Origin of the sequence: Thioclava pacifica DSM 10166 (assembly GCF_000714535.1) — a bacterium.
In the GTDB taxonomy this organism is placed as follows: domain Bacteria; phylum Pseudomonadota; class Alphaproteobacteria; order Rhodobacterales; family Rhodobacteraceae; genus Thioclava; species Thioclava pacifica.
Genome location: NZ_AUND01000012.1, coordinates 280,914 through 293,040, shown reverse-complemented (window position 1 = coordinate 293,040; position 12,127 = coordinate 280,914). Strand labels below are relative to the sequence as shown.

At 63.1% G+C, this 12,127-nt stretch carries 12 protein-coding genes; 6 read left to right on the top strand and 6 right to left on the bottom strand.

Annotated features, from left to right (window positions below; translation table 11 throughout):
- The first annotated feature begins 705 nt into the window (after positions 1 to 705).
- The 6 genes from TP2_RS07220 to TP2_RS07195 all read left to right on the top strand — a co-directional run bounded on the left by TP2_RS07220 (position 706) and on the right by TP2_RS07195 (position 5,309).
- Positions 706 to 1,593: a LysR family transcriptional regulator gene (locus TP2_RS07220; RefSeq protein WP_038075356.1), complete on the top strand. Its 888-nt coding sequence runs from the start codon at positions 706 to 708 to the stop codon at positions 1,591 to 1,593.
- A gap of 106 nt (positions 1,594 to 1,699) precedes the next feature.
- A complete protein-coding gene (gene wrbA, locus TP2_RS07215) occupies positions 1,700 to 2,323 on the top strand; it encodes an NAD(P)H:quinone oxidoreductase (protein ID WP_038075354.1) in 624 nt (207 codons plus the stop codon).
- On the top strand, positions 2,323 to 2,961 hold the full coding sequence (locus tag TP2_RS07210) for a DsbA family oxidoreductase (RefSeq protein ID WP_038075352.1): 639 nt from the start codon (positions 2,323 to 2,325) through the stop codon (positions 2,959 to 2,961). Before wrbA ends, TP2_RS07210 begins: the two co-directional genes overlap by 1 nt.
- A gap of 185 nt (positions 2,962 to 3,146) precedes the next feature.
- Positions 3,147 to 3,644: a P-loop nucleotide/nucleoside kinase family protein gene (locus tag TP2_RS07205; protein ID WP_038075350.1), complete on the top strand. Its 498-nt coding sequence runs from the start codon at positions 3,147 to 3,149 to the stop codon at positions 3,642 to 3,644.
- A 73-nt stretch (positions 3,645 to 3,717) separates the two neighbouring features.
- Positions 3,718 to 4,635, top strand: coding sequence for an EamA family transporter (locus TP2_RS07200; RefSeq protein WP_051692299.1), 918 nt, complete (start codon positions 3,718 to 3,720; stop codon positions 4,633 to 4,635).
- Positions 4,632 to 5,309 (top strand): DUF4386 domain-containing protein, encoded by a 678-nt coding sequence (locus tag TP2_RS07195; RefSeq protein ID WP_051692297.1) that lies wholly within the window; start codon positions 4,632 to 4,634, stop codon positions 5,307 to 5,309. Before TP2_RS07200 ends, TP2_RS07195 begins: the two co-directional genes overlap by 4 nt.
- A gap of 332 nt (positions 5,310 to 5,641) precedes the next feature.
- On the opposite strand, the gene TP2_RS07190 is transcribed toward TP2_RS07195, so the two are convergent.
- From TP2_RS07190 to dnaN, 6 genes are all read right to left on the bottom strand, one after another.
- A complete protein-coding gene (locus TP2_RS07190) occupies positions 5,642 to 5,941 on the bottom strand; it encodes an SCP2 sterol-binding domain-containing protein (protein ID WP_038076150.1) in 300 nt (99 codons plus the stop codon).
- Positions 5,942 to 6,268: 327 nt separating this feature from the next.
- Positions 6,269 to 8,719 carry a DNA topoisomerase (ATP-hydrolyzing) subunit B gene (gyrB, locus tag TP2_RS07185; RefSeq protein ID WP_038075348.1) on the bottom strand — a complete coding sequence of 817 codons (2,451 nt, stop codon included), beginning with the start codon at positions 8,717 to 8,719 and terminating at the stop codon, positions 6,269 to 6,271.
- 81 nt (positions 8,720 to 8,800) lie between these two features.
- Complete coding sequence (locus tag TP2_RS07180) at positions 8,801 to 9,421, bottom strand: LysE family translocator (protein WP_038075346.1); 621 nt, start codon at positions 9,419 to 9,421, stop codon at positions 8,801 to 8,803.
- Positions 9,418 to 9,846 carry a VOC family protein gene (locus TP2_RS07175; protein WP_038075345.1) on the bottom strand — a complete coding sequence of 143 codons (429 nt, stop codon included), beginning with the start codon at positions 9,844 to 9,846 and terminating at the stop codon, positions 9,418 to 9,420. Before TP2_RS07175 ends, TP2_RS07180 begins: the two co-directional genes overlap by 4 nt.
- Positions 9,843 to 10,901 carry a DNA replication/repair protein RecF gene (gene recF / locus TP2_RS07170; RefSeq protein WP_157617067.1) on the bottom strand — a complete coding sequence of 353 codons (1,059 nt, stop codon included), beginning with the start codon at positions 10,899 to 10,901 and terminating at the stop codon, positions 9,843 to 9,845. Before recF ends, TP2_RS07175 begins: the two co-directional genes overlap by 4 nt.
- Before the next feature lie 25 nt (positions 10,902 to 10,926).
- The gene (gene dnaN, locus TP2_RS07165; protein ID WP_038075343.1) at positions 10,927 to 12,045 is read right to left on the bottom strand and encodes a DNA polymerase III subunit beta; all 1,119 of its coding nucleotides are present in this window, start codon (positions 12,043 to 12,045) and stop codon (positions 10,927 to 10,929) included.
- Positions 12,046 to 12,127: the final 82 nt, after the last annotated feature.

Genomic DNA, 12,127 nt, shown 5'->3' with positions numbered 1-12,127 from the left:
AATCACGTTGATCGAGTGCGGGCAACTCACGACGAGGCCTGTCTGAATTCCGGCTCGTTGCCCTCCCGATCGAAAGGTCACCCCACTCTATAGCTGCCGTTCCCAAGGGGATCCTCTGCTGTGGCGCCGCTTTGCTCAGCCAGACGTTTTCCTGCGCGGAACCTAAGGTTGCGACGTGAACTCGGCTAGCCCACGCGCGCCCTCGCCGGTCGCCCGTCTCGTCGATGTCTGAGCGTTGGCGGATCGCGACGAATGGGGCCAGCATGTCAGAAAGTGCCGCGCTTTTCGTATAGGTGCGCGAGCCAATCGACATCTTAATTGCCGAGGAGTGTGGCGGAGAGGCAGACATTTCTGTCGGGCGGAGCAAACTCCACGGCTTGCGCCCTGTTTGAACTGCGATCATCGAAGCTGGGCGAAACAGTTTGGCTTTCATCGATGATGAGAGTTCCATACTGCAATAGGTCAGTCTTTTCCCTTTGGGGGTGGTTATCGGTCTCTCGGGGGACTTCGGAAAACGTTGCGAGCTTCGGGGCGCTAAGCTTGCGTTAAGAGTAGTGCGCTCCGCATCGAAATGTGGCTCGGCCTGCGGGCTCGGATCACGCGCTACTGATAGTCAGCGAAAGCGATGGCGCGCCATGGGGCGTTCGCGTAGGGCGACGTTCGTGCTATTCGGAGCGTTACCGACCGCCACAAGGTTCTTCCGAAATGGACAAGCTCTCCGTCATGCAAGCCTTTCGCCGCATTGTCGAACGCGGCAGTTTCGTGCGTGCCGCGGAGGACCTCGGGGTTTCGCCTGCACTTCTGAGCCGCGAGATCAAGCTGCTGGAAGAAAGCCTCGGGAGCTCGCTGCTTACCCGCACGACGCGCGCGATGTCGCTGACCGATGCCGGGCGGCTATACTACGACGAGGCGAGCGGCATCCTCGATGCGGTGAAGACGGTCGAGACGCGCATCCGCGATGGGGCGGGGGCAGTGCGCGGGCATCTCAAAGTGAATGCGTCCAGCTCGTTTGGTCAGACGATGATCTCTCCAATCCTGCCGGAGTTTCTCGACGCACATCCCGATCTTCGGCTGTCGCTCTCGCTTGACGACCGGATCGTCGACATGGTCGAGGGCGGCTTCGATGTCTCGATCCGTATCCGACCCGCGATGCCGGATTCCGCCCTGATCGCGCGCAGGATCGGCACGATGCGGCAGCGTATTTTCGCTTCGCCCGCCTATCTTGCCGGGGCCGGTTTACCCGAGCGACCGGAGGATATCGCAGGGCATAGGGTCATCGGCTTCCTGCTGGCCGACCATCTGACGAAATGGGCGTTGAACGGGCCAGAAGGCACACTCATCCTCGATCTCGATCCTGCCATTCGCGTAGGCAACAGCCTCGTGCTGCGTGATCTGCTGATCGCGGGCCAAGGCATCGGCACCTTGCCGGATTTCGTCTCGAACGAGCCGGAGAGGCGAGGCGAGTTGGTGCGCGTCCTGCCGGAGTGGGAACTGCCTGCGCCCGAAATCTTCGCCGTGACGGGCTCTCGTCTGGGTATGGATGCGAAAGTGACGGCGTTTCTCGATCATCTCCGCGCGGCGATGGAAGCCTGACATTCTTCAACCAGCGTAAAGAATGAAGTGAGCTTCGGCCGCTTATTCCGACGCCGCTGATCCCCGATCTTTTCAGGCAACGAAACCCATGCCCTGAGAGGATCCAATGACCCGCGTTCTCGTTCTCTATTACTCCAGCTACGGCCATGTCCGTGCGCTCGCCCAAGCCGAAGCCGAGGGGGCGCGCAGCGTGCCCGGCACGCATGTCGACCTGCGCCGTGTTCCTGAAACCCTGTCTGACGATATCCGGCAGAAGGCGGGCTTCGCGGCCGATGACACGCCCGTCGCCAGCCCCGCGGACCTCGAAGCCTATGACGCGATCATCTTTGGCACGCCCACGCTGTTCGGGATGATGGCCGGGCAGGTGAAGTCTTTCCTCGATCAGGCGGGCGGGCTTTGGGCGCGCAATGCGCTCGTCGGAAAGGTCGCCGCCGTGTTCACCTCGACCGGCTCGCAGCATGGCGGGCACGAGGCGACGCTGCTCTCCACGCAGATTCCACTGCAGCATTTCGGGATGCTGATCGCCGGAATGCCCTACACCTTCGCCGATCAGACGCGGGCGGACGGGATTGTCGGCGGTGCGCCCTACGGCGCTGGCACGATCGCCGGGGCCGACGGATCGCGGGTGCCAACCGAGACGGACCTTGCGGGCGCACGCTTTCAAGGCGCCCATGTCGCCCGGATCGCGGCGCGGCTCGCAGGAGCCGCCCTGAACGAGGAGGCCGCGTGATGCCGAGGCTCACCATCGATTTCTTTCACGACGTCGTCTGCTGCTGGTGCTTCAACATCTCGTCTCGGATGCGGAGCCTCGCCGCCGAGTTCGATCTCGATATTCGGCACCGCACTTTCGTCCTTCAGGCCGATCGCGCCGAGATGGCCGCGCGCTGGGGGTCATCCGAAGCGGCTCGCGAGACCATTCTCGGGCATTGGACGGTCTGCCGAGAGGTCAGCGACCGGCCCGAGCTTGTCGATATCGAGGCCATGCGGGCCGCGCCGTTCGACTATCCCCACGGGATGACCGCCGCGCTCGGATGCAAGGCCGCCGAGATGCTGGGCGGGCAGGGTGCCCATTGGAAAATATTCGACCGACTGCAGCGCGCGCATCTCACCGAGGCCCGGAACATCGCCGATCCGGGCGTCGTGCGTGACGTCGCGCGAAGCCTCGGTTTCGAGACGACGGCCTTCGCAGACGCGTTCGACGCCCCGGCCACGGCCGAGGCTGTCGAAGCCGATCGGCAACGCGCCCGCGCGCTCCAGGTGCGCTCCATTCCAGCGCTGATCGTCCGGGAAACGGGCGCGCGCCTTGTGAACAGGACGCGCGACGACCTCGCGGCGCAGTTGCGCAGCTCGCTGAAACTCATCGCCTGAGGAGTAATCCAGATGCAGTTCTGTTTCCTGTTCCGAGGTCTCCGGCATCGGCGCTACACCCCGCGCCGCGTACCGCGCGATCTCTCACCCCATCTGATGCGCGATATCGGACTCGAGCCTTGGCCCGAGCGCCCCTGTCTTTCTCCTCGCCACTTCCGCTGAGCGACCCGACCGAAGGTCCCAAAATGACCCATCCTTCACCAACCCTTCACATGCTGTGCGGCAAGATCGCCTCTGGCAAATCCACCTTGGCAGCACGCTTGGCGCGCGCGCCCGGAACGGTGCTCATCGCCGAGGACGAGTGGCTCCACGCGCTTTTTGCCTATGCGTTGCGGTTACCGTCCGATTACGTCGACTATTCTTCGAGGCTCCGGCGAGTCATCGCGCCACATGTCGTGAAACTGCTGGATGCGGGCCTTTCGGTTGTGCTCGATTTTCCAGCGAATACCGTCGCGCAACGGGACTGGCTACGCGGTATCCTCGACCAGACCGATGCGACGCATCAACTTCATGTGCTCGACGTGTCCGACGCTATGTGCCTGGCGCGGTTGCAGGCGCGCAATCAACGCGGGGATCACCCGTTCGCGGTGTCCGAAACCCAGTTTCGCCAGTTCACGCGCCACTTCGTCGAGCCGTCGCGGGAGGAAGGCTTTCTCTTGGTGCAGCATGCGGAGGGGGCGTAATGCGGCCCGCCGACACATGGACCCTCGCGCTGTTCCCTCTCCCTCTCGCTTGTCCTTGAATTCGAGTCACCCGATGTCACGCACTACCGATATTATTCTTACGGCGCTCGCCCCGGCTATCTGGGGGAGCACCTATCTCGTCACCACCGAAGCTCTGCCCGCTGGCTATCCGATCACGCTTGCGGCTCTGCGTGCCTTACCTGCGGGGCTCGTGCTGATCATGCTCACGCGATCGCTGCCGCCGCGCGCATGGCTCGGCCGCGCTTTCCTGCTTGGCAGCCTGAACTTCACCGTGTTCTGGAGCCTGCTATTCGTGGCGGCCTATCGGCTACCCGGGGGAGTCGCGGCGACGCTTGGCTCGCTCCAGGCGATGATGGTCATTCTCATGGCGCGCGGCTGGCTTGGCACGCCGATCCTGGCCGGTGCGGTCATTGCGGCGGCCACGGGAGTTCTGGGCGTCGCGCTTCTTCTCCTGGGGCCCGAGGCTGCACTCGACCCTGTGGGAATAGCCGCTGGTCTTGGTGGGGCCGCGTCGATGGCGGCAGGCACGGTGCTGAGCCGCAAGTGGCAGCCGCCCGTCTCGCCGCTCAGTTTCACCGGCTGGCAACTCGCGGCGGGCGGGCTCATCTTGCTACCACTGGCTTTGATCGTCGAGCCGTCGTTGCCGCCGCTGACCGCGCTGAACCTTGCTGGGCTGATCTGGCTCGGCCTGATCGGAGCGGCCGCGACCTATGCGATCTGGTTCCGCGGTATCGCCCGCCTCGAGCCCGGCGCGGTCTCCATGCTTGGGATGATGAGCCCGGTCACGGCGGTCATTCTCGGATGGCTCTGGCTGGGTCAGGGGCTGTCTTGGCTCCAGATGAGCGGCGCGGCCATCGTCCTTCTGGCGGTCTGGGCGGGACAGCGCGCGAACCGCCCGCGCGCGTCCGCGCGCCGTCGTGATACACTCGAACGCAGCCTGACAGTCACCAAACTAGGATCTTCCGCGTGAGCCATCTTTCCCTGTCCGACGATCTGGCCCGAAAGTCTCGCATCGCCGGCATACTTTATCTCGTCATCATCGTCATGGGGCTCGGTGCCGAGCTTGGCCTTCGGGGCCCGCTGATCGATCTGTCGGATGCCCCGGGTACGGCCAAGGCGATCCTCGCGGCGCCGGGCCAATTCCGACTGGCAATTGCCGCCGATCTGGTCATGGCGCTGAGTGACGTTGGCCTCGCCGTCCTGCTCTACCTGATTTTTCGAAAGGTAGCCCACGGACTTGCCCTGTCGGCGATGGTGTTCCGGCTGATCCAGGCTGTCCTCATCGCGGCAAATCTGATGGCGTTGCAGGCTGCTTGGCTGCTCCTTTCGAACGCAGGCGACGCGGGCGACATGCAGTCACTGGCACTGGTGTTTCTCGACCTGCATGGCCACGGCTATGATCTCGGGCTGGTCTTCTTCGGCGTGAACAGCCTGATGATGGGCGCGTTGGTCTGGCGTTCGGGCGTCTTCGCAAAAGCCTTCGGTGCAGGGCTCGCATTTGCGGGTTTGGTCTATCTGACCGGCAGCGGTTTGCGGTTCGTCGCTCCTCACCTTTCGGCAGCTTTCGCTCCGGCGTATGGGGTGACAATCCTCGCAGAGTCTGCGTTTTGCCTTAGACTCCTATTTCAGCCATCTCGGCGGTGAGCTTCGTTATCGCCGCCCAGATCTGCAGTGGTTCGCATCGCAACTTTCTCGCAGAAGCTACACGCGGCTTCTCCGTTCAAATCAGTTCAATTCCGCGGTCGGCCCTTTGCAGCCATTCATCCTGCCGAGTGCCCGTTGCGGCGCTACCCGCCCGACCGGACATTCGCCGCTTGCGCATGATCCGAAATGATTTGAACTCGGCGCCGCTCACAGTGCTGCAATTCGCGGCGGTTGTATCGACCGAGCATTTGCGCGTTTCCCAGCAACACCGCGTCTCGCGTGAGGAATACATCAAACCTGCGATGAAGCCGGGTCGTGTTGGGTCAAGAAATCTAGTCCGTCGTACTCAGGATTTCTCCAATTTTGAGCGCTTTCATAGGATTTCCGTCAACTTTTAGCTGGCGCATCATAAACGCCTTTGCGGGGTTCTTTACTCCCATTGCTATGTCGTAGAACACGCTAGCCTCCGCCGTCAGAGTTATGTCAGCGGCCTGATCGCTCTCAATTGCTCCAGTTTCGTCCACATAGAACGTAGCTGTGCCGGGCATCTCTAACCGCACGCTGCCCTTTATCCGATTTTTTGCGCGTTTGCTCACGAGGTCTAAGATTTCAGCCTTACTTGGTTTGGTCACGTTGATCTCCTTCGCCAAGCATGGACACTCTTTTCGGTTGCCCAGTCCAGTTTGACGCTGTGTCGCGACCAGAGAATTGCGCTTCCCGCCCTTTTTGTCGCGCTGCGATCAAAAGCTGCCGATCGAGTTTCTGGCAGAGTGAGTGCCAAGCAGGCGGTTCTCCCTGGCTGACGTCCACCCATAGCTCTGGAACCGAAGCTGGGTCAGAAATTTATCAAAAAAGTGTGACCAGGATTCGAGAATCCTCCCCGTTCGCCTTGTAGGCCCAAACCGCGAGAACGAAACCTTATGGGCAGCGCGAAGCATTATGCGCTGCCCTACACCACTTTAGAAATCGAGGTTTTCTACCGTCAGCGCGTTTTGCTGGATGAACTCACGGCGCGGTTCGACAACGTCGCCCATCAGCTTCGAGAAGATGTCCTCGGCCTCGGCCACGTCTTCGATGCGCACTTGCAAAAGCGTGCGCGCAGAAGGGTCGAGCGTGGTTTCCCAAAGCTGCTCGGGGTTCATCTCGCCCAAGCCCTTGTAGCGCTGGAGGCTGAGGCCTTTCTCGCCTTCCTGCAAAATCGCGTCGAGCAGTTCGAGCGGGCCGTGGATCAGGATTTCGCGCTCCTTGCGGACAAGCTTTGCGGGGCGGTCATAGACCTCGCGCAGCTCCTCGGTCTGCGAGCCGAGGCGGCGCGCTTCGCCCGAGCGCAACACGGCGCCGTCGAGCGTGCGGACCTCTTCGACACCGCGCAACACGCGGGCGAGGCGAATGCCGTGATCCTGCGTGGGGCGGCCCTGCCAGCCGCGTTCGTATTCCAGCGCGACGAGGTCGAGGCGGGCGGCGACCGAATTGGCGACGCCCTGCGCATCGGCATCAATCTTGCCGGGCAGCATCGCGCCCGCGATCGCAGCCTGTTCGAGGATGTGGCGCGGGTAATGGGTCGGGAAGGTGGCGAGGATGCGCTTGATCAGGCGGGCCTCCTCGACGACGCGCTTGAGATCCTGGCCGCTGATTTCCTCGCCGGTGTTGAGGCGCAGAATGGCCCCCTCGACGCCCATGTCGATCAGGTAATCCTCGAGCGCGGTCTGGTCCTTCAGATAGACCTCGGACTTGCCGCGCGAGACTTTGTAGAGCGGCGGCTGCGCGATGTAGAGGTAACCATGCTCGATGATCTCGGGCATCTGGCGGAAGAAGAAGGTCAGCAGCAGGGTGCGGATGTGGGCGCCGTCGACGTCCGCATCGGTCATGATGACGATCTTGTGGTAGCGCAGCTTGTCGATGTTGAACTCGTCGCGGCCGATCCCGGTGCCGAGTGCGGTGATCAGCGTGCCGATCTGGTCCGAGCTGAGCATCCGGTCGAAGCGCGCGCGCTCCACGTTGAGGATCTTGCCGCGCAGCGGCAGAACGGCCTGGTTCTTGCGCTCGCGGCCCTGTTTGGCCGAACCGCCGGCGGAGTCACCCTCGACGAGGAAGACTTCGGACAGCGCCGGGTCTTTTTCCTGACAATCGGCGAGCTTGCCGGGCAGCGAGGCCACATCCATCGCGGTCTTGCGGCGCGTCAGCTCGCGCGCCTTGCGGGCGGCTTCGCGGGCGAGCGCCGCCTCGATGATCTTGCCGACGATCTGCTTGGCCTCGTTCGGGTTCTCCTCGAACCATTCGGAGAGCTTCTCGTTCACGAGGTTCTCGACCGCGGGGCGGACCTCCGAGGAGACCAGCTTGTCCTTGGTCTGGCTGGAGAATTTCGGGTCCGGCACTTTCACCGAAAGCACGCAGGTCAGGCCCTCACGCGCATCGTCACCGGTGAAATCGACCTTCTCGCGCTTCGCGATGCCGCTTTCCTGCGCGTATTTCGTGATCGTGCGGGTCAGCGCCGCGCGCAGGCCCGCGAGGTGGGTGCCGCCGTCGCGCTGCGGGATGTTGTTGGTGAAGGGCAGCACCGATTCATGGTAGCTGTCATTCCACCACATCGCGACTTCGACGCCGATGCCGCGCACCTCGCCGACCATGTAGATCGGCTCGGGCATGACGGCCGTTTTCGAGCGATCCAGATATTTCACAAATTCCCGAACGCCGCCTTCGTAATGCAGTTCGGTATGCACCAGCTCTGCGGGGCGCTCGTCCTCGATGATGATGCGGACGCCGGAATTGAGGAAGGCCAGTTCACGCAGCCGCTTTTCCAGCGTGGCGAAGCTGTATTCGAGGTTTGAGAAGGTGCCTTCCGGATCGGTCTCCTTGTTGGAGGCCAGAAAGCGTACTTCGGTGCCCTTCTCGCCGGGCGCGTCGCCCACGACATGGACGTGCTCGACGCATTCGCCATGCTCGAAGCGGGCCTTGTAGATCTTGTCGTCGCGCCAGACGGTCAGCTCCAGCCAGTCCGAGAGCGCATTCACCACCGAGACGCCGACCCCGTGCAGACCGCCCGAGACCTTGTAGGCATTGCCGTCATCGTCGGTGTTGTTGAACTTACCGCCCGCATGAAGCTGGGTCATGATGACTTCGGCTGCCGAAACGCCTTCCTCGGCATGGATATCCACCGGAATCCCGCGCCCGTTGTCGCGCACCGAGACCGAGCTGTCGGCGTGAATTTTCACGTGAACGTAGTCCGCATGGCCCGCAAGAGCCTCGTCGATCCCGTTATCGACGACCTCGTAGACCATGTGATGCAGGCCCGAGCCGTCATCGGTGTCACCGATATACATGCCCGGCCGTTTGCGCACGGCTTCCAAGCCTTTGAGAACCTTGATGGATTCGGCGCCGTAATTGTTCTTCTTCGGGGTGTCGTCGGTCATGCCTGCGCGTCCTGTCTTTGCTGCCGTTTTTATATCGGCTGGGCGCGGCAATGTCACGCCTTGGACACAAGATTTGGGGGCTCACGTCACGGCGATCACGAGGCCTACGAAGATCATCAGACCGCCTGCGATCCGGTTCAGCCGGGCGAGCTTGCCGCGGCTTTGCACGAAGGTCCGTATCCGGTCCACGAAGGCTGCGAGGATCAGGTTTCCGGTCAGCGGTACGACGGCCGAAATCAGGCTGACGATCGCGATGTCGATCCAGGTCATCGTCGCGATCGGGAAGAAGCCCGGCAGGATGCCCATATAGAACAGGATCGCCTTGGGATTGCCTATGATCACGATCAGCCCCGCGACGAAGCCCGCCCACATGCCGGGGCGCGTCAGGCGGCTGTCGGAGCTGATCTGGTGATCGGCATGGCGGATCAGCAGCACCCCCATGCCGACGAACATCAGGACGGCGACCCAGCGTAGGGCCTCGAGAAACCAACTGAACTCGCCCACAAGCCAGGATACGCCAAGAATGGCGAGTGCAGGCCAGATCATGTCACCCACGGTGACGCCAAGCGCGAGCGGCCAGGCGCTCGCGAAACCGCCCGACATGGCACGCGCCAGAAGTGCGAGCCAGACGGGGCCGGGGGTCAGAAACAGAACGAGAAGCGCGCCGGAGTAAAGGGCGATCTGCGCGAAAGTGAGCGTCATGGCAGGGTCAGGCTTCCATCAGCGGCCAGTGGCCAGAAAGGGTTATGGGCGAGTTCCCAGACGTGGCCGTCGGGATCGGCGTAATAGCCGGAATAACCGCCCCAGAAGACTTTTTCAGGAGCTTTTAGCGTCGTGGCCCCGGCGGCCAGCGCCTCGGCAAAGGCGGCGTCGACATCCTCGGGCGTGTCGAAATTCTGCGCCAATGTCATCGCCCCGGTTCCGAGCGCTGCATCGGGTCGGCCCTGATCTTTCGCCAGATCGTCCACCCCGAAGAGGCCAAGCCCCATGCCGTGCAACTGGTAGAAGGCGACGCCTTCCTGCTCGGATTGCGGGGCCCAGCCAAGTGCGGCGTAAAAGGCTTTGGCGCGATCGAGATCGGTCACGCCGAGGGTGATCAGCGTGACGCGCTGTTTGGGATAGCTCATGGCGTGACCTCTTCGACCTGCGATCCCTGCGGCCCCTCGACCACCTCGAGATATTGACCGCGCGGGCCGAGCGCGTCGAACAGTTCCGCTCCGGTGCCGGTCATCATCACCTGGGCATCGAGCGCGCAGATTTCGTCATAAAGCGCCGCGCGCCTGCCGGAGTCCAGATGTGCCGCGACCTCGTCGAGCAAAAGCACCACATCCTCGCCCGCAAGCGCCCGCGCATTGGCGAGGATCAGCGAGATCAGCAGCGCTTTCTGCTCGCCTGTCGAGCATTGCGAAGCGGGCGCGTCCTTCTCGACATAGGTCGCCAGAAGATCGGCACGGTGCGGGCCTTCCAGCGTGCGCCCCGCTGCCATGTCGCGGGCGCGATTGGCATCGAGCGCGGCCGCAAGATCCTCAGGCCCCTCATTGTCGAGTTCCAACCGGGCCGCGGGAAAGGCCGTAGCGGCATCGGCCTGCGCCTGAGCGATCCGTGCCAGCGCCTCCGCCCGGTTCGCCCGGATCGCCGCACCCGCCTCGGCCATCTGCCCCTCGAGCGCGTGATACCAGTTCGGATCGCGCACCATGTCTTTCAGCAGGCGGTTGCGTTCGCGCATCGCCTTTTCATAGGCGAGCGTGGCCTCGGCATGCGACGGCGTGAAGCTCATCACCATCCGGTCGAGAAACCGCCTGCGCCCCTCGGCCCCTTCGATCCAGAGCCTGTCCATCGAGGGCACCAGCCACAACACCCGCAGGATCTGCGCCAGCGCCACCTGCGGCGCGGCTTTCCCGTCGATCTCGACGCGACGGGACTCGCCGGGCAGCGCGGAGGTCTCAATCTCATGGGTGTCAGTCGCGGCTTGCAGCTTCCAGCCCACGGCTTCAGCGCGGCGCATCAGCTCATCGGACTGCGCCCGGCGCAAACCGCGACCAGGCGAGAGCAGCGAGACCGCCTCGAGGATGTTCGTCTTGCCTGCCCCGTTCGGCCCGTAGATCGCCACGGGCCGTCCATCGAAGGCAATTTCGGCACGGCGATGCGAGCGGAACTGCAATATCTTCAGGTTCCGCAGCATCAGCTTGTCCGGCAGGGAGCCTGTGTCACACGCGCATCGGCATGACCACGTAGACCGCCGAGGTGTCGCCACCTTCGCGCATCAGGGTCGGATCGCCCGAGGAGTTGAACAGGAAGACGGCGTTTTCACGATCGACCTGGCTCGCGATCTCGAGCAGGTATTTTGCGTTGAAGCCGATCTCGAGCGGTTCGTCGGCATAGGCCACGACCAGCTCTTCTTCCGCGGCACCGGCATCGGGCGCGTTCACCGAGAGCACCAGCTTGTCGGCATCGAGCGCGAGTTTCACCGCGCGCGAACGCTCCGAGGACACGGTGGCCACGCGATCAACGGCCTTGGCAAACTCGGTCGCGTCGACCTCGAGCTGGCGGGTGTTCCCGGTCGGGATGACGCGGGTGTAATCGGGGAAGGTGCCGTCGATAACTTTCGAGGTCAGCGTGATCGCCGGAGTGGCAAAACGCACCTTCGTCTCCGACACGGAGGCGGCGATTTCCTGTTCGTCATCGTCGAGCAGCTTGCGCAGCTCGTTCACGGTCTTGCGCGGCACGATCACGCCGGGCATGCCAGAGGCACCATCGGGCAGGGCGGCGTCGATCCGGGCGAGACGGTGCCCATCGGTCGCCACGCAGCGCAGAACCTGACCATCCTCGCCAGTCGCGACATGCATGTAGACGCCGTTGAGATAATAGCGGGTTTCCTCGGTCGAGATGGCGAATTTCGACTTGTCGAAGAGGCGGCGCAGCACGCCCGCCTTCGCGGCGAAATTGGCGACATATTCCGAGCTCGCCATGACCGGGAAGTCTTCCTTCGGCAAGGTGGCGAGGTTGAAGCTCGATTTGCCAGCCTGCACGTTCAGGCGGCCCGCGGCGGCATCGTCCGAGATCGAGACAAGCGCGCCATCGGGCAGTTTGCGGACGATCTCGTGCAGCATCACCGCCGAGACGGTGGTGGCACCAGCACGCTCGACCATGGCGGGCGCCTTGTCGACCACTTCGATATCGAGGTCGGTCGCGCGGAATTGGACCGTGTCACCTTCGGCTTCGATCAGCACATTGGCGAGGATCGGGATCGTGTTGCGGCGTTCCACAACGGATTGCGCTTGCGAGACGGCCTTGAGCAGCGCGGCACGTTCGATGCTGAATTTCATGTCGATCCCTCACGACTTTCCGGGGACGGCAAGGTAGCACCTTGCGCCGCCGGCACAACGGTTTTCGCAGACATTCGGCCGC

Excerpts from the sequence above, each read along its gene's own strand:
- TP2_RS07220 (WP_038075356.1), top strand. The coding sequence starts at position 706 with ATGGACAAGCTCTCCGTCATGCAAGCCTTTCGCCGCATTGTCGAACGC.
- TP2_RS07180 (WP_038075346.1), bottom strand. The coding sequence starts at position 9,421 with ATGACGCTCACTTTCGCGCAGATCGCCCTTTACTCCGGCGCGCTTCTC.
- TP2_RS07205 (WP_038075350.1), top strand. The coding sequence starts at position 3,147 with ATGACCCATCCTTCACCAACCCTTCACATGCTGTGCGGCAAGATCGCC.
- TP2_RS07200 (WP_051692299.1), top strand. The coding sequence starts at position 3,718 with ATGTCACGCACTACCGATATTATTCTTACGGCGCTCGCCCCGGCTATC.
- TP2_RS07175 (WP_038075345.1), bottom strand. The coding sequence starts at position 9,846 with ATGAGCTATCCCAAACAGCGCGTCACGCTGATCACCCTCGGCGTGACC.
- dnaN (WP_038075343.1), bottom strand. The coding sequence starts at position 12,045 with ATGAAATTCAGCATCGAACGTGCCGCGCTGCTCAAGGCCGTCTCGCAA.
- TP2_RS07210 (WP_038075352.1), top strand. The coding sequence starts at position 2,323 with ATGCCGAGGCTCACCATCGATTTCTTTCACGACGTCGTCTGCTGCTGG.
- wrbA (WP_038075354.1), top strand. The coding sequence starts at position 1,700 with ATGACCCGCGTTCTCGTTCTCTATTACTCCAGCTACGGCCATGTCCGT.
- recF (WP_157617067.1), bottom strand. The coding sequence starts at position 10,901 with ATGCTGCGGAACCTGAAGATATTGCAGTTCCGCTCGCATCGCCGTGCC.
- gyrB (WP_038075348.1), bottom strand. The coding sequence starts at position 8,719 with ATGACCGACGACACCCCGAAGAAGAACAATTACGGCGCCGAATCCATC.